The 23,759-nt window shown below is 61.6% G+C and carries 19 protein-coding genes; 7 read left to right on the top strand and 12 right to left on the bottom strand.

What is annotated here, in order from left to right:
• Nucleotides 1–156: 156 nt before the first annotated feature.
• Nucleotides 157–1,407, top strand: coding sequence for a phosphatidylserine decarboxylase family protein (locus BFE01S_RS04435; protein ID WP_028224536.1), 1,251 nt, complete (start codon nt 157–159; stop codon nt 1,405–1,407).
• 102 nt (nt 1,408–1,509) lie between these two features.
• Here the strand turns inward: BFE01S_RS04435 and BFE01S_RS46475 are convergent, their stop codons facing one another.
• The 7 genes from BFE01S_RS46475 to nirB form a co-directional block, all read right to left on the bottom strand.
• Nucleotides 1,510–1,947, bottom strand: a complete 438-nt coding sequence (locus BFE01S_RS46475; protein WP_081923027.1) for a response regulator — start codon at nt 1,945–1,947, stop codon at nt 1,510–1,512.
• 704 nt (nt 1,948–2,651) lie between these two features.
• Nucleotides 2,652–2,885 carry a hypothetical protein gene (locus BFE01S_RS45565; protein WP_156966905.1) on the bottom strand — a complete coding sequence of 78 codons (234 nt, stop codon included), beginning with the start codon at nt 2,883–2,885 and terminating at the stop codon, nt 2,652–2,654.
• A gap of 751 nt (nt 2,886–3,636) precedes the next feature.
• On the bottom strand, nt 3,637–3,816 hold the full coding sequence (locus BFE01S_RS43910) for a hypothetical protein (protein WP_030101817.1): 180 nt from the start codon (nt 3,814–3,816) through the stop codon (nt 3,637–3,639).
• Nucleotides 3,817–4,001: 185 nt separating this feature from the next.
• The gene (locus tag BFE01S_RS04430) at nt 4,002–6,824 is read right to left on the bottom strand and encodes a nitrate reductase (RefSeq protein WP_042337213.1); all 2,823 of its coding nucleotides are present in this window, start codon (nt 6,822–6,824) and stop codon (nt 4,002–4,004) included.
• A 13-nt stretch (nt 6,825–6,837) separates the two neighbouring features.
• Nucleotides 6,838–8,109, bottom strand: a complete 1,272-nt coding sequence (locus BFE01S_RS37330) for an NAD(P)/FAD-dependent oxidoreductase (RefSeq protein WP_051743426.1) — start codon at nt 8,107–8,109, stop codon at nt 6,838–6,840.
• Nucleotides 8,106–8,453 carry a nitrite reductase small subunit NirD gene (nirD, locus tag BFE01S_RS04420; protein WP_028224535.1) on the bottom strand — a complete coding sequence of 116 codons (348 nt, stop codon included), beginning with the start codon at nt 8,451–8,453 and terminating at the stop codon, nt 8,106–8,108. Before nirD ends, BFE01S_RS37330 begins: the two co-directional genes overlap by 4 nt.
• A gap of 32 nt (nt 8,454–8,485) precedes the next feature.
• Entirely contained in the window at nt 8,486–11,026 is a 2,541-nt protein-coding gene (nirB, locus tag BFE01S_RS04415; RefSeq protein WP_028224534.1) for a nitrite reductase large subunit NirB, read from the bottom strand.
• A gap of 671 nt (nt 11,027–11,697) precedes the next feature.
• Between nirB and cobA the strand changes: the two genes are divergently transcribed.
• The gene (gene cobA, locus BFE01S_RS37325; protein ID WP_081923026.1) at nt 11,698–12,510 is read left to right on the top strand and encodes a uroporphyrinogen-III C-methyltransferase; all 813 of its coding nucleotides are present in this window, start codon (nt 11,698–11,700) and stop codon (nt 12,508–12,510) included.
• A gap of 248 nt (nt 12,511–12,758) precedes the next feature.
• Here the strand turns inward: cobA and BFE01S_RS04405 are convergent, their stop codons facing one another.
• From BFE01S_RS04405 to BFE01S_RS04375, 4 genes are all read right to left on the bottom strand, one after another.
• Complete coding sequence (locus tag BFE01S_RS04405) at nt 12,759–14,156, bottom strand: MFS transporter (protein ID WP_028224533.1); 1,398 nt, start codon at nt 14,154–14,156, stop codon at nt 12,759–12,761.
• Between the two features lie 23 nt (nt 14,157–14,179).
• Nucleotides 14,180–14,878: a methyl-accepting chemotaxis protein gene (locus BFE01S_RS37320; RefSeq protein ID WP_035520028.1), complete on the bottom strand. Its 699-nt coding sequence runs from the start codon at nt 14,876–14,878 to the stop codon at nt 14,180–14,182.
• Between the two features lie 1,228 nt (nt 14,879–16,106).
• Entirely contained in the window at nt 16,107–16,247 is a 141-nt protein-coding gene (locus BFE01S_RS44935) for a hypothetical protein (RefSeq protein ID WP_169742594.1), read from the bottom strand.
• A gap of 739 nt (nt 16,248–16,986) precedes the next feature.
• Nucleotides 16,987–18,009, bottom strand: coding sequence for an IS110 family RNA-guided transposase (locus BFE01S_RS04375; protein WP_028224532.1), 1,023 nt, complete (start codon nt 18,007–18,009; stop codon nt 16,987–16,989).
• A 145-nt stretch (nt 18,010–18,154) separates the two neighbouring features.
• Here BFE01S_RS04375 and BFE01S_RS04370 point away from each other — a divergent pair, with 145 nt between their 5' ends.
• Together BFE01S_RS04370 and BFE01S_RS04365 are read left to right on the top strand one after the other, a co-directional pair.
• Nucleotides 18,155–18,340 carry a hypothetical protein gene (locus BFE01S_RS04370; protein WP_028224531.1) on the top strand — a complete coding sequence of 62 codons (186 nt, stop codon included), beginning with the start codon at nt 18,155–18,157 and terminating at the stop codon, nt 18,338–18,340.
• Between the two features lie 69 nt (nt 18,341–18,409).
• Complete coding sequence (locus BFE01S_RS04365) at nt 18,410–18,844, top strand: universal stress protein (RefSeq protein ID WP_028224530.1); 435 nt, start codon at nt 18,410–18,412, stop codon at nt 18,842–18,844.
• A 689-nt stretch (nt 18,845–19,533) separates the two neighbouring features.
• On the opposite strand, the gene BFE01S_RS04360 is transcribed toward BFE01S_RS04365, so the two are convergent.
• Nucleotides 19,534–19,851: a DUF1840 domain-containing protein gene (locus BFE01S_RS04360; protein ID WP_028224529.1), complete on the bottom strand. Its 318-nt coding sequence runs from the start codon at nt 19,849–19,851 to the stop codon at nt 19,534–19,536.
• Nucleotides 19,852–20,284: 433 nt separating this feature from the next.
• On the opposite strand from BFE01S_RS04360, the gene BFE01S_RS04355 reads away from it, so the two are divergent.
• The 3 genes from BFE01S_RS04355 (at nt 20,285) to BFE01S_RS04345 (ending at nt 23,751) form a co-directional block, all read left to right on the top strand.
• A complete protein-coding gene (locus BFE01S_RS04355) occupies nt 20,285–21,448 on the top strand; it encodes an HPP family protein (protein ID WP_028224528.1) in 1,164 nt (387 codons plus the stop codon).
• Between the two features lie 92 nt (nt 21,449–21,540).
• Entirely contained in the window at nt 21,541–21,954 is a 414-nt protein-coding gene (locus BFE01S_RS04350; protein ID WP_028224527.1) for a MarR family winged helix-turn-helix transcriptional regulator, read from the top strand.
• Nucleotides 21,955–21,960: 6 nt separating this feature from the next.
• Nucleotides 21,961–23,751, top strand: a complete 1,791-nt coding sequence (locus BFE01S_RS04345) for a chloride channel protein (RefSeq protein ID WP_028224526.1) — start codon at nt 21,961–21,963, stop codon at nt 23,749–23,751.
• Nucleotides 23,752–23,759: the final 8 nt, after the last annotated feature.

Raw genomic sequence — 23,759 nt, 5'->3', positions numbered from 1 at the left:
GCTTGCGCTCAGTTCGAACCGCCCAGTCTTCTCAAGAGCGCCTGGATTGGACCGATTGCCTATTTCACCTTGGGGCCAAGCAAATCCTCCTCAATATACTTCCGGGCAGGCATCTTGCTGACAGTTTCCGTGTCGGAGACACAAAAGGAGCGGCGAATGGATGATGACCGGACAAATCCTATTGAGGAGCGCCGCCGTCTTGGCGGATGGCTGCCTCGCAAAGAAGACGAATTGGTGGCGTTCAGGAAAGACCTTTCGAAGCAAGCTCAGGAGCGTACCGGGTTGGTCCCACGGATGAGTGCTGTGGCGGACCTGGCGGCGCTAATCAACGGCGACCCGGTCCTTCGCATGGATCTGACCCGCGCCATTGGTGACGCTATCACAGCGGGGTATGAGCTTGGCTATTCCACCATCGGTGAGTTAATGGATATCGTCGACTATCTGATGACCTACTCCCCGCGCTTCAGCGAAGCGAGTTTGATTCACTGCCCGTTGAACGCAGTGCTTGACTGGCCAATGTGCATGCCATCCGGCTATGCGTTGTTTCGTGACCCTGCACTCAACGCCCAGCTCAAGCGTGTGCTTAACGTCTGGTGTGGATTTCTGAGCGGCCCTCACTCGCGCACGCACCTGAACACCTCGGCTCCAAAAGGTTGGTTTTCTCCCGAAGCGCAGAAACAGCTCGACATGTCACAGTTTATCTGCGACCCGGATAAGCCTTACTGGGGATATTCGTCGTGGAACAGCTTTTTCACACGAAACTTTCGTTATGGCATCCGCCCGGTCGCCGAGCCCGATAACAGCAAGGTGATAGTCACCGCATGTGAGGCATCCCCTTACAACATCCAGCATGACGTTAAGCTTCACGACCAATTCTGGATTAAGTCCCAGCCCTATTCGCTGCAGGAGATATTCACTGCCGGCCAACGCGAGCTGGCAGTGAAATTCGTCGGTGGGAGCGTATATCAGGCATTCCTCAGCGCATTCAACTATCACCGCTGGCACGCACCTGTCAGCGGCAGGATTGTGAGGGCATATCACGTCGACGGCAGCTACTACTCTGGCGCGGAGTCGGAAGGCATCGACCCGGGCGGACTCAACGATTCGCAGGGCTATACCACGGCGGTCGCAACACGAGCGGTTATTGTCATCGACTGCGACGACTCGCAAGTTGGACTCGTCGGCTGCATCTTTGTCGGCATGGCGGATGTGTCGTCATGCGTCATCGAGGCGCTCCCTGGTCAGCGAGTTGAAAAAGGCGATGAGCTCGGATATTTTCAGTACGGCGGCTCGACCTACTGCCTCGTTTTCCGACCGAATGTGGTTCGAAGCTTTGTGTCACAGCCACCATTCGACGACGAGGCTCCACCACTTGAAGTCAACTCGCATGTTGCGACAGCAAGATAAAGGCTTCGCTGGAAAACCTGGCGATGTGCCTTAACATGGGCCCAGCAAGCCAGCCGTTGCTGCTGCCATTGGCATCGAACCGTGGACGCGCAACGTGGTCGGCTATGGCCAGCAGCGATGGTCAACTGGTTGCCAACGCGAGGCCGCCGGGCCTGAGCAGGCGAGTGTGGTGGATGCCATGGTCAGGCGCTCCGCTACGAATGATTCAACCGCTCGCATCAGCGAAGACAGGTCCGCCGGCTTGCGGAAATACATTGACCAGCACCGCGGCCCAACGGTTGGTTCAGGTGCCGCCGACATCAGGACAATCGGCACCTGGGTGAATGCGGGCCAGCACCGTACCCGTCTGCAAAGTTCCGCGCCATCTATCTCAGGCCTCTCCAGGTCGGTGATGATGACGTTTGCGGGCTCGTGAGCGAGTTTCCTCAGTGCATCTCGGGCGCTATCTGCAAGAACGACACGATGTCCTTTACTTTCCAGCGCAAGCTGGAAAGACCAGAGACTCTCCAAATCGTCATCGACGAGCAGCACCGTGGACATCGTGCAAGGCATGCCATGTTAGGTACGCGAGATGCGCAATGCGCGTGCCACGACCACGGACTGCGACGCCTCCATTCGTCCTGGAGAATTGTGCATGGCCGCCGTGCGTCCCCGGTTCCTCCCACTGGTCATCGCGGACGCGTTGCAGCTCCCTTTGTCTGGCCCTTGAAATCTCGGAACGTACGGTGACTGACCGCGTCACACCACAGCAAAAGGGACAGTGCCGTTTGCCCGTGGGGCTGTGGGCCGGCCGCTTCGGCAGCACGTCGCGGCAGGAGAGAGGGAACCGCGGAATACTCCTTGCTCGCACCAAATCATTCCTGCCCAACCGGAATCCAACATGGCCACCAACCCGAAGGAACAGAACCCTGCGAGTGAAAAGTCCGAGAGCGATATCGATGAGGGGCCGTTGAGGGCACCTTCCGCGCCAGCGGCCCTCCGGCGACGGGCGGAGCCACGCGGATTAAGTCCGAAGATGGCGAAGAAGTCGACGAGGACGAGCCGGGATAAATCGCACGTGCAAACAAGCAGGCAAGAACACCTGTAGCGTCCGGCGCCAGCGGTATAGCGCGCCAGGGGCGGGATAGGACGCTACGCCACGGGGCGCACTGGCGAGGCGTAACTGCGCCCGTGAGTGTCGATATCCCGCGTTAGTTAATTTGCGTCGGCTTGAGCACGAGCGGGGAACCTTCAATTAACAACCGCTATTTTGCGGAGGCCCCGCTCGCCGCAGCCGCCTGACTTGCCGCCTTTGCCTTCTTGCCGGCCTCATGGTGCCCAATGGCACATCCAGCGGCCGCCCCTGCCGCGCCATGCTTTCCCGCAACGTGCCCGGCAACGCCTCCAACGACGGCACCCTTCGCGCAACCAGCAGCCTCCGCGTTTCCAGCGACGGCGGCGCCCAAAGCCAAGAGAACATAGCCAACGAGTCTCATCATGAGGGTCTCCCCGAAATTACGTTTCGATTTTCTTCGTGCAAGGAACGTACCCGAGGTAAGAATGAGACGGTGCCTTCGCGATATCGAATGACGGCGCAGAATACCCGCTCAGACGTTTGCCAGGGCTTCAGGAGGGCTTACTCAAGTTCCAGATGAAGCGTTCTTAGTCAATCAAGGAGGAACGGAAGGTTGATGACGTCGGCGCTTGCCCACATCGTCGGTTCCACAAAAGGGGGGACCATCGTCCTGACAGGCGGCTCGCACCATTCCCTGAAGCCCCGCACTTTGAGATATTCGGTTTCCGAACTCACGACTTAGCAGGCAACTACAGCTCTTGGACAAGAGTTGCATAAAAGCGGAAGAAGCGTCTGGTGGGCATGACCGTTGGGTGTAAAGAGCGATACGCCGCAAGCCCGGGTGAGAGTGGGCATCGAACCTTTCCTTTCCCAAAGAGGCGAAACCCCGCGGCGTCGCCGGACGAAGAGGTCAAGGAATTTAGCTGAGAGGGCTAAGGACTTGCGAACGTTCGCTCACATTTTGACGGGATTGAATATGCGTTTCAGCACTTCGCGTTTCAGCACTTCGCCTTGCCACACCACCGGATGAACATGCTATCGCACGAGACTGGAGGCGTGTCTGCTCGCATGGCAGGATTGGACGGGCGTGAAGGCTTCGCACGGATCTTAATAAGGAAACCGCAGTGTTCCCATGGATCAAACCATTTGCCTGAACTCAAAGCCCCTGCGCGCGGTCAAGGATCGACTATCGATCCAACTGAGAAGCTCGAAGCGATCAGCACGATCTTTTCACCATAATTCACCTGGTGCCGATACGTGCCCGCTTCAACGCAATCGGGGATGATGCGAAAATAGCGTGCCGGGGTACGCTTACCACGTGCCCAGGTCGCGGGCGCGGTGCCGTATACGTTCATGTCGCCCTCGTTCGCTCAGATGCGAGGAGCGAAGGTGCGCTGTATGTCGCAGGTGTGTCTCCCTGACGTCCGCAGGAACTGACGACGTGATCTCGCCGTCGCCATTGTGACCCAGGAGATCATCGCCGTGCTTGATCGTGGCCATCATCGTTTTTAGTCGCTTCATCATGTAACTTCAGTCTCCTTCAGGCTGTGCTCAGCCTTTCCAGTTCGGTGTCGACCAGCAGCTTCTTCAGCTCCGGCACGCAGGACCCGCAGTTGCCGCCGGCCTTCAGGCACGCGGTGATTTCCGCCGCGGTCTTTAGCCCTTGCTCACGGATCGCCGTGCAGATCGTCTTGCGTCCCACACCGAAACACGAGCAGATCGTGGGCCCCGTATCGACACCCTTGCCAATCGGCTGCCCGACCAGCAGACCAGCACGGTCCTCCTCGTCGAGCCTGCCCTTCCCGAACAGGCCCGCGAGCCACGTACGCGACGGCAACGGCAACTCGGGGCGCGCCGATACGAAGATGCAGCTCTCGATACGCTCGTCGACCAGATGCACGGCGCGATAGACGCCCGCCGTCCTGTCCTCGTACTCCAGCCAGTCGGCGTACGGATCGTCGATGCCGAACAGTGCTTGCGCCCAGCCATTGTGATCGGTGAGCGGCTTGCGCCCCGCGAGTTCGTAGCGCACGAACTGCGTGCCGTGGACACGCGTCCAGTAGGTCATGCCGTCCAGCAACGGGGCGTGACGGCTCAACGAGAAGCCGTGCCAGGCGACGTCGAACCTGTCGACGCGAACCGGCGTATGTTTGAACTCGGGCTCCCCGGAGACCGGATCGACCTCGGGATTCACCACCGCGCCGACCCGCGCGTCGGACGCCACCTGATCGTTCCAGTGGATCGGTACGAACACGCTGCCTCGCGATATGCCACCGCCATGCTGCACACGTGCGACCATCGTGCCCCAACGGCTCGACACGCGCGCGAGTTCTCCTTCCCGCACGCCGCACGACAGCGCGTCCTGCGGATGCAGATCGACGAATGCCTCCGTAACGTGGCCGGCGAGTTTCTCCGACTTGCCCGTGCGGGTCATCGTGTGCCATTGGTCGCGCACCCGGCCGGTATTCAGCGTGAGCGGATACTCGCCGTCCGGTGCGTGGACCGGTGCGCGCGGCGGGGTCGCGACGAAACGCGCCTTGCCGTCTGCGTGCGCATAGCGGCGATCACCGAAGAGACGCGCGGTACCGCACTGCTCTGAGCCGTTCGCCGCGAGTACCGGCCACTGGATGGGCTGCAGCGCGTCGTAACGCTCGCGGCCAAGCGCGACGAGCCCGCCCAAATTGAACACACGCGGCACATCGCCTTCGATGTGCTCATTGCCTGTTTTCCCGTCGCTGTCAGTGGTCTTGCCACTGCTGCCAGCGTCGTTACTGTAAGTACTCAGCCGCGCATGCTCATCAAAAATTTCATGCGGAGCCGAAAAATCAAAGCCGGCATACCCCATGCGCTGTGCGACGTGGCAGATGATCCGCCAGTCCGCGCGTGCTTCGCCCGGTGCCGGCAGGAACGCCCGCTGGCGCGAAATCCTGCGCTCGGAGTTGGTGACCGTGCCGTCTTTCTCGCCCCAGCCGAGCGCCGGCAGCAGAACGTGGGCAAACGCATTGGTGTCCGTACTTTCAACAATGTCGGAGCTGACGACGAGCTCGCAGCGCGCGAGCGCGCGCTTCGCCTGATCGCCATCGGGCAGGCTCACAACCGGGTTCGTGCCCATGATCCAGACAGCCTTGATCCGCCCTGTCTCGATTGCCCCAAACAACTCGACGGCCTTGAGTCCCGGCCGCTCCGCGATGGCGGGCGAGCCCCAGAAAGTCTGCACGAGTTCGCGATGGCGCGGATTGTCGAGTTCCAGATGTGCCGCCAGCGTGTTCGCGAGGCCGCCTACTTCACGCCCGCCCATCGCGTTCGGCTGTCCGGTAAAAGAGAACGGCCCCATCCCCGGCTTGCCGATGCGGCCTGTCAGCAGATGGCAATTGATGATGCTGTTCACTTTGTCGGTGCCGGAGGTCGACTGGTTCACGCCCTGGGAATAGACCGTTACGACCTGCTCGGTCCGCGCGAAGAGCCGATAGAACTCGAGCAGATCGTGCCGGTCGACCTTGCAGGCCTTCGCGCACTGCGCGAGATCGAAGCCGTTCACCACGTCAGTTGAGGCAGCATCGAGCGCCTGCGCATAGCCGGTCGTATGCGCATCGACGAAACCTGCATCTGTCGTATCGTGTTCCGCGAGAAAACTGAGCAGCCCGTTGAACAGCCGGACATCGGTGCCCGCCTTCAGCGGCAGGTGCAGGTCGGCCATCTCGCAGGTCGCGGTGTAGCGCGGGTCAATCACGACGACCTTCATCTCGGGTCGAGTTTCCTTGATCCTGACAATCCGCTGGAACAGGATCGGATGGCACCACGCGGTGTTCGATCCGACCAGCACGACCAGGTCCGCGAGTTCGAGGTCCTCGTAGCACACTGGCACGAGGTCTTCGCCGAACGCACGTTTATGTCCTGCAACTGATGACGACATGCACAGGCGCGAATTGGTGTCGATGTTTGCGCTGCCGACATAGCCCTTCATCAGCTTGTTGGCGACGTAGTAGTCCTCGGTCAGCAGTTGTCCCGAGACGTACAGCGCGACAGCATCCGGGCCGTGCTGATCGATGATCCGGCGAAAGCCGCCGGCAACCGTGTCGAGCGCATCGCTCCACGACACGTTGCGCAATTCACCGCTGCCCGGATCGCGCAGTTGCGGATGCAGCAGGCGTCCATCGAGCCCGACCGTTTCGCCGAGCGCCGAGCCCTTCACGCATAAGCGGCCGGCGTTTGCCGGATGGCGTTCGTCGCCGGCAATGTCCGGCGGGCCGTCCGTGCGCGGCGTCGCGAGTACGCCGCAGCCGACGCCGCAGTAGGGACAGGTGGTTCGGACCGGGTCACGACTTGCGTCGGGCGGATTGGAAATGACGATAGGAAAACTCACGTTCGATTCCGGTTCAGGCGGGCTGCGCCTCGCACAGGGCTTTACCGAACAACAGCCGGGCGCGCAACGGCGCAATGTCGGTCCGGTTCTGGATCAGTTCGAAGTACCAGGCGCCGTCCTTGACGTCGCCGTACAGGACGGCACCGATCACCCGGCTACCCTCGATCACAAGGCGCTTGTAGATGCCGCGTCGCGGATCGCGCAACACGAGGTCTTCACTGTCCGGGCCGCCGGTGAATTCGCCGGCAGAATAAAGATCGACGCCGGTGACTTTCAGCTTGGTCGCGGTCGCGCGCTGCACGTAACGGCGGTGGCCCGCACGGGCCAGGTGCGCGCCACAGACCCGCGCCTGATCCCAGATCGGCGCAACGAGACCGAAGGTCGCCGTGCGGTGCTGCACGCATTCGCCAACGGCATAAACACGCGGATCGTAGGTCTGCAATGTGTCGTCGACGACGATCGCGCGCTCGCAGTGCAAGCCCGCCTGCTTCGCGAGCTCGATATTCGGTCGCACCCCGGCCGCCATGACAACCAGGTCGGCAGGAATCTCCATGCCGTCGTCAAAACGCACCGCGGTGACTCGCTCCGGCCCGACAATTTCGGCGGTGCGTGCCTTCATCAGGAAACGCAGGCCCCTCTTCTCCAGCGTTTGCAGCAGGAGGGCCGAAGCGCTCCTGTCGAGCTGGCGGTCCATCAGGCTTTCGGTGTCATGCACAACAGTCACCGACATGCCCTGGCGCATGAGCCCGTTCGCCGCCTCCAGCCCGAGCAGACCACCGCCGATGATCACGGCGTGACGGTGACTGCGCGCTGCGGCGAGCATCGTCTCGACGTCCTGGATGTCGCGAAACGCGATCACCCCTGGCAGCTGGTGACCCGGCACCGGAATCAGGAATGGCTTCGAGCCGGTTGCGATCAGCAGCCGGTCATAGCCCACCTCAATGCCGCTTTGCGAGCGCACGATGCGGCGCCTCCGATCAATAGCGGCCACCGGGTCACCCGCATGCAGCCGGATACCATTATCCGTATACCAGTCACGCGTATTGAGGATGATCTCGTCGACACGCTTCTCGCCGGCGAGCACCGGTGACAGCAGGATGCGGTTGTAGTTGCCGTACGGCTCGGCGCCGAATACGGTGATGTCATAGAGGTCCGGTGCGAGCTTCAGCAGCTCCTCGACAGTGCGCATGCCGGCCATACCGTTGCCGACCACCACCAGACGCGGACGGGAAGGCGCGCCGGGCGATGCGCCTCCCGAGGTCTGTCCCGCGTATTCGTGTCTCATGCGGCAACCCACACCTGACCGCTCTCGACGCGCACCGGGTAGGCGTTGACGGAATGCTCGGGCGCCTCGAGGCACTCGCCGGTGCGCAGATCGAAATGATGCTTGTAGATCGGCGAGGCCACCACGATGCGCTCACCGAGGTTGCCGACCAGTCCCCGCGAGAGCACCGCTGCCTGCGAACCCGGATCGAAGTTGTCGATCGCGAAAACGCTGCCGTCACCGTGCGCGACGTGAAACACCGCGACCTGCTCGCCGTTGACAAGCGCACAGACGCCCGTATTCGGAACAATGTCGTCGAGCGCACACACGGGCATCCACGATTGCGGAAGTCGATCGTTGTTCATGTTGATCTCCTCAGGGTAGGTCGTGTAGAGGGTCAGGCGGTCTCGACAACCACGGGAATGGGGAATTGCTTCGCTTGCCGCTCGGCGGGCGTCGCGGGCCGGATCTGGCCGCGCTCCTCCACAAACGTAACGGTGCTGTCGGCCTTTTCGCTGTTGACGAAATGACGGAAGCGTTTGCGTGTTTCAGGATCGGTGACGGCTTTCTTCCACTCGTCTTCGTAGCTGTCGACCACCTGCTGCATTTCGACTTCGAGTTCCGCCGCAACACCAAGGTGATCGTTGACGACCACGTCGAGCAGATACTCGAGGCCACCTTCGAGGTTGTCGCGCCACACACTGGTGCGTTGCAGACGATCCGCCGTGCGCACGTAGAACATCAGGAAACGGTCGATGTAGCGCACCAGCGTGTCGTTATCGAGGTCGGACGCGAGCAGTTCGGCATGGCGCGGCTTCATGCCGCCATTGCCGCACACATAGAGATTCCAGCCCTTCTCTGTGGCGATGATGCCGACGTCCTTGCCCTGCGCTTCCGCGCATTCACGGGTGCAGCCCGATACGCCGAACTTGATCTTGTGCGGCGTGCGCAGGCCCTTGTAGCGGTTCTCGAGTTCGACCGCGAGGCCTACTGAATCGCCGACACCGTAACGGCACCACGTCGAACCGACGCACGACTTCACAGTGCGCAGCGACTTGCCGTATGCGTGGCCCGATTCGAAACCGGCGGCAATCAGTTCTTCCCAGATGAACGGCAGTTGCTCGACGCGCGCGCCGAACAGATCGACCCGCTGACCGCCGGTGATCTTGGTGTAAAGGCCGTATTTCTTCGCAACCTTGCCAACCGCGATCAGGCCGTCGGGCGTCACCTCGCCGCCGGGCATGCGTGGCACGACCGAATAGGTGCCGTCGCGCTGGATGTTGGCAAGGTAGTAGTCGTTGGTGTCCTGCAGCGATGCGTGCTCCTTCTTTAGCACGAATTCGTTCCAGCACGACGCGAGGATGCTCGCAACGGCCGGCTTGCAGATGTCGCAGCCAAGCCCATGACCATGCTTCGCGAGCAATTCGCCGAAGCTGCGCACGCCCTCGACACGTACGATGTGATACAGCTCCTGGCGCGAATACGGGAAGTGTTCGCACAGGTGGTTGTTGACCATGAGACCCTGCTTCTTCATCTCGGCCTTCATCACCTGCGTGACGAGAGGCACGCAGCCGCCGCACGACGTGCCGGCCTGGGTCGCGCATTTTAGCGAGCCGATGTCGGTCGCGCCCGCGCACACCGCGGCGCACAGGTCGCCTTTGGAGACGTTGTTGCACGAGCAGATCTGCGCGGCCGCGGGCAGCGCGTCGACCCCGAGTCCGGGTTTGGCCTTGCCGTCGCTTTGCGGCAGGATGAGAAATTCCGGCGCTTCGGGCAGCTCGATGCGATTCAGCATCATCTGCAGCAGCGTGCCGTATTCGCTCGCATCGCCCACCATCACAGCGCCGAGCAGTTGCTTGCCGCACTCCGACACCACCAGCTTCTTGTAGACCTGCTTGCGTTCGTCGCTGAACTGGTACGTGCGGCTGCCCGGCGTCTTGCCGTGCGCGTCGCCGATGCTCGCGACATCCACGCCCATCAGCTTGAGCTTGGTACTCATGTCCGCGCCGCTAAAACCGGCCTGCTCGCCCAGCAATTGCTTCGCTGTGACGCGTGCCATGTCATACCCTGGCGCTACAAGGCCATATACCATGCCGTTCCACGCCGCGCATTCGCCGATCGCATAGATGTCGGGATCGCTCGTGCGGCAGGTGTCATCGATCGCAATGCCGCCGCGCGGGCCCAGTTCCAGTCCGCAGTCACGCGCGATCTTATCGCGCGGACGGATACCTGCGGAAAACACGATCATGTCGGTGTCGAGATGCGTGCCGTCGGCGAACTGCATCCGGTGGGTGCCCGCTTCGCCGTCGGTGATGCTAAGCGTGTGCCTGGCCGTATGGACCTGCACGCCCAGCTCCTCGATCTTGCTGCGCAGAACCCGTCCGCCGCCGTCGTCGACCTGCACCGCCATCAGGCGCGGGGCGAACTCGACGACGTGCGCGGCCAGTCCCATATCATGCAGCGCCTTCGCGCATTCAAGTCCTAGCAGGCCGCCGCCTACCACCACACCTGATTTCGCGCGCGCGCCGCACGCCTGCATCGCCTCGAGATCTTCGATGGTGCGATAGACGAAGCAGTCCTCACGATCGCTGCCCGTCATCGGTGGAACAAACGGCGAGGAACCGGTGGCGAATACCAGTTTGTCGTAGGAAAGCGTCTCACCGGTCGAGATGCTTACCGTGTGGGCTTCCCGGTCGATCGACACCGCCTTTGCATTGAGCCTGAGCAGCACGTTCTCACGATCGAAAAAACCAGGCTTCACGAGCGACAGGTCTTCCGCGGATTTGCCGGAAAAGAATTCGGATAGGTGTACGCGATCATAAGCGGGACGCGGCTCCTCGCACAGCACGGTGACGTGCAGCGCGGCGCTCGCGTCGTCCACAAGGCATTCAAGAAGTTTGTGTCCCACCATGCCGTGACCAATGACGACAACGTTCATGACTGGAGTCCCATCCGTTTCCAATTCGATTTCCAACGCGGTTCGCGGCATGTTTTTTCGTCCGGCAAATAAAAAGGCGTCCCGCGGATCCAGTCATCAGGTGACTGAATTCGGGGGACGCCGTTGTCCAAAAAACCGCAATCTGGGATTCACTTCTGCTGCATGCGGGCCGGACCGCCATTGGTCCTCCGCGCATACTTATGCAAAGGCCGTGCCATGAGTCACTTCGATCGCAGTGGCCCAGGCCACGGGTGATGCGAGGCATCGGCCCTGGTTTGGGGTGCAACAGAAAGATGCACTTTGATGCAGCAGGGCACAAAGGTGGTGCGGTGCAGCACTGCATCCGTGCAGCGGTCGGGCGAAGATGGCCTGCTGTGGTTTGGCTCGTGAACCGGGATTAGTGAGCAACCCAGAAGTTTTCGTGGTGTACTACCCGCATCGACACTGTCTGGCGTAGATATTGCGTCTATTGATGCGCGCGGCAACGGTGCCGGCACATGGAGTCACGCTGCAGAGGGTGCGCAATGCGCCGCCCGGCAGCATAGGCAACCCAGATCAGGACAACGGCGTCCCTTCGTTCAACACGACGAGCGGACGCCGTTTGCGTTTGGCGCAGCGCTCGATCAACCGGCCATCGAGCCGGCCGCCTCAGGACTTACAAGGACATCACCATGGCAACGGGCAAGGTCACTTTACTCAGCGCGGGTCCGGGCGACCTCGATCTGCTCACAATCAGGGCGGCGAGGCTGCTGGCAAGCGCCGATGTCGTGCTGCTCGACGACCTCGTCAATCCGGCGATCGTGTCGCTTGCGCCGCAGGCGCGCGTGATTCGCGTGGGCAAGCGCGGCGGCTGCAAGTCGCCCCCCCAGGCGTTCATTCAGCGCCTGATCCTGCGCTACGCGCGTGCCGGCCGCCACGTCGTACGCGTGAAAGGCGGCGACGCCCTGCTATTTGGACGCGCCGGCGAAGAACTGGCGGAACTGCGCCGCGCGCAGATACCATTCGAGATCGTCAATGGCATTTCGTCGGGATTTGCAGCGGCAGCAGGTCTCGGTATTTCGCTCACGCATCGCAATCACTGCCCGGGCGTGACGTTTATCACGGCGCACCTGCGCGACGACAGCGAGCCCGACTGGGCCGCACTGGCCGCCACCGGCACGACGCTCGCCATTTACATGGGCATGAGCCGCATCGACAGCCTGTGTGCCGCGCTGATGTCGGCCCTGCCGCACGACACGCCCGCTGCGGTGGTGCAATCGGCGGGCAGCGCTGCGGAGCGGCACGTGCTGGCGACGCTTGACTCGCTTGCGGCGAGTGCGCGTGAAGCCGGGCTTGGAAGCCCCGCTGTCATTCTGGTTGGCAAGGCGATTGGCGAGGCCGGCTCGCACGCTACGCACGAGTCGGTGGCGGACGTGTCTACTGAATTACCGTCCACTTCTCACGTGCGGCGCTACGAGCGCGAGGCGGTCTTGCGCAGCGCATGATCCAGACGCCAAACGATAAAAAGCTTAGGCCCGCGTCGTCTGACGCGGGCCGTTTTACATACGGCGTTGGCATATGACAGCGGCGATCCAATTTGCACACACCGGTCGCTTCACTCTGCAAAAGAACTGACGTTTCACACCTTCAGGCTGGGCTCCCGCGTCTGTCCGATCCTTTGCGAGCGAGGCGAAACGGGAAGCGCGCGCGGCGACTTGCAGCCAATGCAGGCACTTTTCGCGCCACGCCCAGCTCACACCCTATCCGCACGCGCGCCCGCAGCCGGGATCCCGCTCGCAACCACCAGGCTCTCCGTAGGCAGCGCCCATGTGAGCCAACGCGTGCGATGCAGGACAACCAGCGCGAAGGCGAGCGCGGAGATAACGCCAAAGGTCGCGAAGCCCATCTGATAGCTGCCGGTGCTTTCCTTGGCCATCCCCATGATCACGGGAAGATAGAAGCCGCCGATGCCGCCCGCTGCACCGATGATGCCGGACATCAGCCCGGTCTTGCCTTTCCAGCGTTGCGGCACGAGCTGGAACGTCGCGCCATTGCCGAGCCCGAAGCACAGATAGGTGGCCACCAGCAACGCGATGCCGGCGGGCAGCGGCGGCATCCACGCGGCGAATGCGAAATCGCACAGCGAAATACCGGCGAGCAGCAGCACCAGCGCGCGCACGCCGGAGATGCGGTCGGCGATTAGGCCGCCGAGCGGCCGCACCAGCGCACCCGTGAAGGCGAGCAGCGACATGAAGAGCCCCGCCTCCACCTTTGGCAACTGATACAGCGAAACCAGCAGCGTCGTCACATAGGACGACATGCCGACGAAGCCGCCGAACGTGATGCTGTAGACCAGCATCACGACCCACGTGTCGCTTTCCGAGAGCACGCTGCGATAGTGCTTCGGCAGCACCGCAATCGCCAGCAGCGCGCCCAGTACCGGCAGCAGCAGCACGCCCGTCTTGCCGGCGCCGAACACACCCGCGTGCACGGCGAGCACGAGTGCGATCAAGCCGCCTAGCGTGACGCAGAAGCTGCGCAACGCACGCGGCGCGCTGCCGGACTTCGGCCCCAGGTCCTTCGCCCAGAAGAACAGCGCCGTGGCCGCGAGCGCGAGCAACGGCAACGCAGCGCCCGCGGCCTTGGCCCAGCCGAAGTGATCGGCGAGGCTCGGGAACAGGAAACCGTCGAGCACCGCGCCGATATTGCCCGCTGCAGCGAGCCCCAGCACCAGCCCCTGCACCTTGGGCGGATAGTTGCTGCCGGCCATCGGCAGCGCCACCGCAAAGCTCGCGCCGCCCACCCCGAGAAACACGCCCAGCACCAGCAGCATCACGTATGAAGGCGCGGACGGTGACAGCAGCAGCACGATCGACGGTAATGCCGACAGCACGACGCCGCAGAGCGCAATGCGGCGGCCGTCATAGGCCTGATACAGGTTGCCGAGCGTCACGCGCAGGATCGCCGCGCCCAGCACCGGAACCGCGACGAGAAAGCCCAGTTCCGCGGGCGACATCGAAATGTCCCTGTGGATGAACGGGGCGAGGGGGCCGTACATGACCCAAACGGTAAACCCGGTATCGAAGTAGAGGAAGCACGCGAGCAACGCGCGCCAGTTACCGCTCGTCAGCGAATTCAACAGATGTTTCATGGGTTTCTCTCACAGGGCAAAGGCTATTGAAGAGCGCGGCCGGCGCTGGCGTGCCGACCTTGAAGAGGCATGCCGCGCGTGTCGACGACGCTTTTGATAAGCTCGTCCATCTCCTTGATGATGTCCGCGAGCACGGTCGTGATCACAGCGAATTCCCGCCCGAACTGGCCTGCTCGCGCGGCCGAGATACGCGCGTTGAGGGCGACGATGTTGGCCTGCATCGAGATGCTGCCGAGCCGCCCGGCAATGTCGGTCTGCCGCTTGAGCGCTGCCGCTTCGATGCCGCGCATCTCGTGCTGATACGCGAGCGTGATGTCCTGCAGCAGTTCGAGCAGCGGCGTCGCCTGAGTGACGAGTGCGTCGAGTTGGGTCCGATCCTCCACGCGGCCCGACTCGACGCACGACACTGCGCGATTCACCTGGGCGATAAATTGCTGAATCCGCTCATCGGCCCTACGGTTGCCGAAATACAGCTCGCGCAGCGCTTCGGAAAACACGCCCGGCAGGCGCTCGTTGCCGCTCACCAGATCGGTATGCGCTTGCGCAAACGTGGCAAGGCACGCTTTGGCTACGGACAGCGCGTCGCTGTTGCCAAGCGACGCGAGCAGTACGTGCAGCACGATGCGCTGTGAGAGCATCCGTTGCCGCCCCCCCAGATTGATGAGCTCACCGATGACCTGTCCAGAGACGGCATCGGGACCTGAAAGAGTCGGCTGTTTCATCGTAAATGTGGACATGAAGGCCCTGCACCGTTACTCCATTCGCACGGCGCGCGCGCCATGACGAGACTCACGGCGGCATATGACGCGCAAAAAAAAGCGCCCCGAGCGCAACCGCGCGTCCCGATTGCTCGGTTGCACAGTTGGCACTCGGGACGCCGTTGTCCCTGCGGGTCGCTCAGACCGAGCGGCCGGTAAAGATTCAATACGTTGGGGCCTCCGTTGGCTCCGCTCCCGATCTATGCAATAGCCGTGCCATAGATCCGTGTGCGCTAATCCGGGGCAGTCTCTCCGGCGGCTTCCAGCCGCGCCTCATTCGGCTAACGGTGCGTCCGCCGGGCTGGCCAGTTCAACGACGTATCGCACAATCATCAAATTTCCAGAAAAGCCGGGACGTTCACCTCGGCACAAGTGATGGGATTTCAGTTGCTGCGAAGCACGGATTTGCCGCGTGGCCTGAATTAGGTTGGTGCGACGCGTTGGTGCAGCGCACTACAGCTGTGCACCGCACCGGCTCAAGCTACAGTGCCAGCGTTGGTAGCAAAACCATTCCGGAGCGAAGCTGACGTTGGCACCGGGCGGTAACCTGGTCAACTTCCGCCCGCAAGGCGGATTCGCGTTCGGCGTGGGCAGCCAGCAATCCGTCGAGCTCGCGCGCATGCGCGGACCGCGCATCGCGTAGTGCCTGGTCCGATTGCGCACGCAAGATATTGCGCCCGACTGTAGCGGCTTCGCTCTGCCGGGTGTCGGCATCTCGCTCAGTCTGGGCACGGGCAAGATCTGCCAGCGCCGAGGCAAGGCGTGTCTGCTGATCCTCGAGTTGGCACACAGGGTATGACCTTCGGCCTGAGGACCTGCGCTGGCCGTCGCCAGGGACTCGGCGCGTATCACCGCGGCCGTCGCTTCTGTCTCAAGCTCTTCGCTGCGTTGCGCGAAGACCTGTTCGCCATGTTCGATCGCGAGCCCCCAGACCGATACCATCGCGTTCGCCACCGCTGGCGGCAGTGAGGCGCGCAATCTATCGATGCGCGCCCGCTCGTCCTTCCACAACTTGCGCTCGTCGTTGATCGAGGTCCGGCTGCGTTGCCGGATCTCGGTTTAGATCAGGTCGACGGTGAGATGATGCGGGAGCCGACAGGCGACACGTGCCTTTCGTCGAGGTTCCACGCGGTCCACGGACCGCGTCCGCCAGGCAAGGTCACAGCGACTGCCCCCCCCTCTGCCTGACGCATCACTCCACAGGCGGCTCCTCTTCGCCTCGCGTCTTGACGGGCTTGGCTCCCGCTTCCTCACGTTGCGGCATCTTGCTTTTCTCGTTATCGCTGTGCTTCACCGGTTGCGGATGCCTGATTTTTTCGTCGACGTCAGTCATGACTTTCCTCCCTCTACTTAGCCGATCGTCCTACGGCGATCACGAGACCTGTACTGCAATGTTGCGAAAATCACACGACTGCGGCTTCACGGACATCGACTACTTCGTCACTCCGAATCGGAGCCGCGCTCGAGGTCATTAATGGACCCCGGAATATTTCATGTTTTGATGTTCTGCCGATCGGTCAGATTCGTCAAGAGAGGCCATTGACCGGGGCTGCCGCAAGAAGCAGAGCGGGTTTCGCGCGCCCCTTCATCGTCATTTCGTAGTGCTTTTGCCGACCGCGATCTCGATGACCTCGCAGCCAGTGGATCGGATGATCACATATGTCATGCCGTGATATATAATTGGATTTAGGGCCTGTATCGGAACCCGGAGTGAACTGGAAATGCAACTGGCGCCAGGAAACCTGAACCCGCGAAAGCGGCCACGGGTTGCCGGCAAAGCCTCATTCATGAGTTTGATGACACAGTCTTATATGGACACCGCCCGGTTTGCCAGGTTGATCGTGATGTGATGCCGCAACGAGGTATCGGCTGCGGTCTTAAATCCGGCTTTACGCAGCCCGAAGCCGCGAGCCCTGATGGAATGCGCCAGGAATGTCCTCATCTCGGCCGCGTGCTTCAGGCACAAGACTGTGTTCAGGTTTGCACTCCTGCGGTCCGACCTGTTTTGCCATCACATTGAAATCAACCCTAGCAACCTACCAGTTCCATGACGCTTCAACGTGCACACTCCGCTATGCGGGTCTGTGGCTTACATGATGCGCTTCGTACGGAGTCTGGTGAGCAAGGATCGCCCAGGCGGTTCTTGCCATCTTGTTTGCCAAGGCTACCGCCGCCACATTTGCTGGGCGTCTCGCCTGAATCGCCTTTTGCCAGGCCGTTGGTACTTTGGTGTGACACAGAACAGAACGTGCTCCATGTATCAATAAGGTACGCAGGTATGGGTCACCGCGCCTTGAGATCGAGCCGAGCCGTATCTTTCCGCCCGTACCGTTCTGACGAGGAACGAGCCCCAGAAACGCTGCGAACTCGCGGCCTGACTTGAATGCCTTCGCGTCTCCAATTGTTGCCACCAAAGCCGTTGCAGTTAGCCGGCCGATTCCCGGTACTTCGGAAATCGCACGGCATGCCGCTTCCTGCTTCTGCCATGCACCAATCCTCTTCTCGAGTTGATTGATGTCTTCCTCAAACAGGTTGATGCGACGCAACTGTTCGAGGAGGTTCAGAACTATTGATCGTGGCAGCGTGTCTTCGAGTTCTGCCATGCGCTCCCTAATCTCATCGAGCCCTGCAACGCGTCCTGCGCGAAACGTAACACCGAATTCATACAGCAACCCGCGCAGCTGATTTATTTGCATTGTTCGAAACTTGACGAGCAACGAGCGCATGCGATGGAGGCTTAGCATCACTTGCTGATCTTCTGTCTTGGCGGCAACCGTACGCATGCCGGGTTGCTGCACGGCAGTCCAGATTGCCCGGGCGTCCGCCGCATCAGTCTTGTTTGTTTGCACGAAAGGTCGAATAAATTGGGCGTGTAATAGCACCACCTCATGTCCGAGCGCGCGAATCTTACGCGCCCACCAGTGAGCACTTCCGCAAGCCTCGAGGGCGATGCGACCGGCGGGGCGTTGCGCCAGAAATGTAATCAGATCGTCACGTCCGAACTTCCGATTCGCGATCTCGCCAGTTTGGGTGTCGACCCAGTACAGCTGGAACACCCGCTTTGCAATATCGAGTCCGTATGTCGTAGCATTCATCTGGGGCCTCCGTTCCTTAAGTGGTTGTGTCGCAACTCCACTCTGGCACATTGATGCCGTTCGGTCCTGGAGGCCCTCAGTCGTGCCCAATTCCCCGGAGGGAGGGCGGTGTCCATTCCATCTCACGCGACATAAAGGAGGCGTAATGATCATAAATAACGACTTTGAGATCAGCTACCTGCTGATTGCCTTTGCGCTGCTCGGCACGATCCTGGTTGGTGACCTGCTCAGCATGCTGCAGTTGCAACGCTGGCATCCCAAGCTGCCGGGTGCAGCAGTGGGCGCGTTACTGGGCTTCGTGCTGATCGAGGCCGTACCGATGTTCACCTGAACAATTTCGTGGTGAACCGATTTGATCGCTCGAATGGAGACACCGCGAAAGTTGGCAAAGGAATCCACCATGGCTCCGTTCAACCGGATTCTTCTCTGCTACGACGCCACACCGGAGGGCCGGCTCGCGCTGCGCTGCGGTGCGGCTCTTGCGCAGCAGCTTCAGGCTGAAACCCATCTGCTTTCGATTTCCGACTGCACACACTGGGCAGGCGGATTCGACGTTCTGTCGTCGCTGAAATTCGAGTTCGACGAGCAGGCGGCACAAGAAACACTGCGCGAGGGAATTCACTGGTTGCAGGCGTGGGGCGTGACCGCAACGGGACATTATTCGGTCGGCAATGCGATCGATCAGATCTCTCGCCTGGCGGATTCGTTGAGGGTTGACCTGATCGTCATCGGGCATCACCCGCACGGTTTTTTTGCGCGCTGGTGGACAGGGGAGAACCACGCATTGCTGCTCGACCGCATATCTTGCGGCGTCCTGTTCAAGGTGGCCGCGTGACAGGTTTATGTGTTTTATCGGGAGGCGAAAATGATGGTGGATCTTCTGGTAAAGATCGCCGTTGCGGCTGCGGTACTCGTCATGGTGATTCTTTTCGTCGTTGCCCAGGACACCCGGCCCAATCCTCGCGAACGGATTCTCCGGCATGCAAGCGACAGGCGCTGGTGGAACCGCACGCGTCACGGACCTTGATGTTACAGGCGGCGCCATCTGCGCAAAGACGAGTGCGCCGCGCTTGCCCAGGATCTGACCGCCGATTCGTCTACAGCGCGGGCCAGAGAAAGATCACGTGCTGCTGATTGCCGGACGGATTCTGATGCGTGCCTCCCGTGCGCCATCGCCTGCTTTTCGTACAGCAGCCATCTGGCCACTTCACCAGCATAAAGGGTCCGCTCGAGAGCATATCGAGCGCCGTACCCCCGTAGGCGTCGACAACCGTCTCCGGAATATCAGCGAAATAAGGCGTAACCGCTTCGCCGGCCGGCTTGCCTCCTGATGTCCTGACAGGCTGGCAGCCATTCCAGTTTCCGCATGATCCCGCGCCCGCATCCTGCGGTTGCGCGCCTGCCCACGCCGATGCCGCACGCAGCGAGCGCCGCAGCGAACAGGTACGATGCGATCCGTCGCTTCATCATGGCGTCCTTCAACGGGCGGTGCAGCCCGCATCCATTTGCGCGGCACCCCGCTGTCTAAAGTCCCCAGATGATGTCGGCGTTATGTTTGCTGGCCTCGCGCATCATGTCGAGAAATGGCCAGGCCCGCTGCGAAAGCCCACTGCTGGATTCCTGACGGCGTTCGCGGGAATACTGCAGCGATTCGAGGGCAATCTCCGCTTTTTCATCGTCCGAAATCGCCGCTTCGAGACGGCTGATCGCACGCGGCAACTCGTCATGGAGAATGACCCCTCGCGTGTCGAGCCGCTTGCCCACCAGACCCAGCAGATACTGGGCAACGTCTCTGAGCATCACAACATCGGGCGCAGCGGGCGATTGAAACGTGATTAACATGGTGGCTCCTTGCTTCGGCAACTGGCTATCGTTTCCTGTGACGATAGCCGCGGCCTCCGCGATGACCGGCTTTGCGCATCGGAGCGAAGCACGGCATCCCCATGGGCGCGTGCCATCCGGGCAAACCATCTTTGTAGTTTCATCCGGACTGCTTCTGCTCAGGCACGATCACGAGAAGGCCTGCCTTCATTTTATATCACAACGTGATCCATTCAAGCTGAAAATAGCATCAATCCGGCCACTTCAGCGTCAGACGCTGGATCGTCCCGAGCTCCCTTGTCAGTGCGATTCTGTCGGACTCTGGCGATCCGGAACACAGTTTTATATCATAATGAGATACAATCACGTCGAAATGTTCTTTCGCTTCGTAGGAATTTGGCCTTAAGGTGTGCTGCCGTCCTACGCGATACCCACCTACTTTCCTACTCGACCCTTGTCCCGCTACGCTCTTGTTCGCTGGTTTTCCAGCTTTGCCCCCCACCCTATTGCCGTCCGGTGGCCGGAGCGCTTCAGGTCGTGTCTCGGCGCATTGCTTGGTATCGCGTTCACGGGCGGGAGCATGCACGTCCTTCTCGGGCCGGCAGCCAACATTCCGCTCCTCGTGGCGCCCATGGGGGCGTCGGCTGTGCTGCTGTTCGCGGTGCCGGCCAGTCCGCTTGCGCAACCGTGGTCCATCATCGGCGGCAATCTCGTTTCAGCGACGGTAGGGGTTGCCTGCGCAAGCTGGATCGCCGATCCGGTGGGCGCCGGCGCGCTGGCCGTCGCGCTGGCGATCTGCGCGATGTTCGCGTTGCGGTGCGTGCACCCGCCGTCGGGCGCGGTTGCCCTCACCGCGGTTCTGGGCGGCCCGGTCGTCCATGCTCTGGGCTATCGCTTCGTGCTCGAACCGATCGCGATCCAGTCGGTCGCCCTGCTGGGCGCGGCCATCGCCTACCACGCAGCCACCGGGCATCGATACCCGCACGTCGCCCAGAGTTCGGTCAAAGGCCCGGCGACCTCGACGGCAGTGGCGAACGAAGGTTTCACGCGCGCGGACCTGGAGTCCGTGCTGAGCAAGCGTGGAGAACTGCTCGATATCGACACCGACGATCTGGAATCCCTGTTGCGCGACGTCCAGTTGCAGGCCTATGCCCGCACGTTCAATGAGCTGAGCTGCGCCGACATCATGTCGCGTTCGCTGGTCGCCGTGTCGGCAAACACGAGGGCGTCGGCAGCATGGAGCCTGCTGAAACAGCGCAACATCAAGGCACTCCCGGTTACCGACGAGAAGCAGCACGTGATCGGCATCGTGACCCGCGCCGACCTTGTGGACAAACGCGCGTTCAGCAAGGCGGCCGGTCTCTCGTCTCCGCTGCAACGCTGGTTCCAGCGCAGCATCACCCCGGCGCCGCTGGTCGGCGCCCTGATGAACGTCGACGTGCATACGGTCGACGCGACAACACCGATCGTCGAACTGGTGCCAGTGTTCGCGAACTACGGACACCACCACGTCCCGGTTCTGGATGCCAACCGGCGGCTTGCCGGAATGATCACGCAGGCCGACCTCATCGCGGGTTTGTACCGCCAGGCTTACGCCCAGCAGCGACGCGCGGCATAGCACTATCACGAACGGACATTGCGCTGAAGCACGGGCACAAATATCATGTCATGATATAATTTTCACCTTACTGATCTCCTCACGAAACGCCGATGAAAACACTCACTCGCAACTTGACCAAGGCGGACTTCGAGCAACTGTCGGAGTTTCGCTACCAGATGCGGCGCTTCGAGCGTTTCTCCGAGCAGGCCGCCCAGGGCGAAGGCATTACCCCGCTGCAGTATCTGCTGCTCCTGCATATCAAGGGGTATCCGGAGCGCGACTGGGCCACCGTCGGCGAGCTGGCAGAACGACTCCAGGCGCAGCATCACGGCGTGGTCGCGCTCGTGTCCCGCTGCGAGGCGCTCGATCTGGTCCGGAGAAAGATCAGTGAGACGGATCGCCGCCAGGTCGAGGTTCATTTGTTGAAAGCAGGCGAACTTGTGCTTGCCCGTCTTGCCGAGATGCACCGCACCGAACTGAAGTCGCTCGAAGGCGCATTTAAGGTCCCCCGTATTGATTTTTGAGTCACCATGAGTCTAGATAACCATAAGCGTGATTTCTCCGCCAACGCACGGCTTCCCGGCATTTCCGCACTCGCGGCGGGAATCGGCGCGCTTAGCACGCTCGCAGCGTTCTTGCTGTTGAGCCTGATTCATCTGTTCACGAATCTGTTCTTCTTCCAGCAGTTTTCGTTTGCAGAACGCTCGCCGGCCGGCAACACGCTGGGTATCTGGGTGGTGATCATTCCTGTGATCGGCGGTTTGATCGTCGGGTTCATGGCCCGCTATGGCTCGGAGAAGATTCGCGGTCACGGTATTCCCGAAGCGATCGAAGCGATTCTGTTCGGCAAGAGCCGCATGTCGCCGAAAGTGGCGATTCTCAAACCGCTCTCGTCCGGCATTGTGATCGGCAGTGGCGGCCCGTTCGGCGCAGAAGGCCCGATCATCATGACAGGCGGCGCACTGGGGTCGCTGATCGCGCAATGCGTGAAGGTCACGGCCGCGGAACGCAAGACGCTGCTGGTGGCCGGCGCGGCGGCCGGCATGACCGCGGTCTTTGGCACGCCGGTGGCCGCCGTCCTGCTGGCGGTCGAACTGCTGCTGTTCGAATGGCGTCCGCGCAGTTTTCTGCCGGTCGCGCTGGCATGTGCGGTCGCTGGGTTTGCGCGTGCGGCATTCTTCGGCACGGGAGCGCTGTTTCCGCTTGAGACCGCGCCTCCCGGCGCGCTGTCGCTCGTGTCTTGCGTTATCGCGGGGTTGATGTCCGGCGCGCTTGCAGCCGGCCTGTCAGCCGCGCTGTACAAGACCGAAGACCTGTTCGGCAAGCTGCCCATCCACTGGATGTGGTGGCCCGCGCTCGGCGGCCTCGTTGTCGGTATCGGCGGCTTTATCGAGCCTCGCGCGCTGGGTGTCGGCTATGACGTGATCGGCGACCTGTTGCACCAGCACATTGCCATCCAGATCGCGCTGGCGATCCTGGTGGTGAAAGCGGTCATCTGGGTCGTGGCTCTGGGCTCCGGCACCTCGGGCGGCGTCCTTGCGCCGCTGCTGATGCTCGGCGCAGGACTCGGTGTGGTGTTCGGACACGTGCTGCCGGGCGGCGACCCTGCCCTGTGGCCGCTCGTCTGCATGGCGGCCACGCTCGGCGCCACGCTCGGTGCGCCTTTGACCGCGATCGTGTTCGCCTTCGGCCTGACTCACGACAGCAACGCCTTGCTGCCGCTGCTCGCCGCAACGCTGATCGCCCACGGGTTTGCAACGGTCGTCATGAAGCGTTCGATCATGACCGAGAAAATTGCGCGGCGCGGTTATCACATTTACCGGGAATACAGCGTCGATCCACTTGAGCGCCACCATGTCGACGAAGTGATGTCGCGTACGGTCGAGACCGTCGACGGCGAGCTGTCCGTGGGCGAGGCGCTGGCAACGTACTTCGGCACGACCCAGACACATCGCGCCTATCCGGTCGTGCATCAAGGCGCGCTGGCGGGTGTGGTGGATCGCGCGGTGCTGGAAAAAATTCGCGGTGACGAGACAGCGCATACGCTCGACTCGCGCCTGAGCGACGTGTTGCGTCAGCGCGCTCCCGCGTTTGCATTGCCGGGTGAAACCTGCCGGCTCGTCGCAACACGTCTGGCGGTGCACGGTCTTGAACGCTTGCCGGTGGTTGCGGATACCGAAACGTTGCAGCTGATCGGTATCGTGTCGCGCAGCGATCTGATCAAGCCGTCTCTCGCCCACTTCGACGAAGAGCATAAAAAAGAACGCTTCCGCCGTTTGCGGGTTCCCACCGGTAAGCGGCACTTTCCGCCGGTGCCTTAACACCGATT

Origin of the sequence: Paraburkholderia ferrariae NBRC 106233, assembly GCF_000685035.1 — a bacterium.
Taxonomy (GTDB): domain Bacteria; phylum Pseudomonadota; class Gammaproteobacteria; order Burkholderiales; family Burkholderiaceae; genus Paraburkholderia; species Paraburkholderia ferrariae.
The sequence above is the reverse complement of the archived record's forward strand: the minus strand, read 5'-3'. Positions and strand labels throughout refer to the sequence as shown.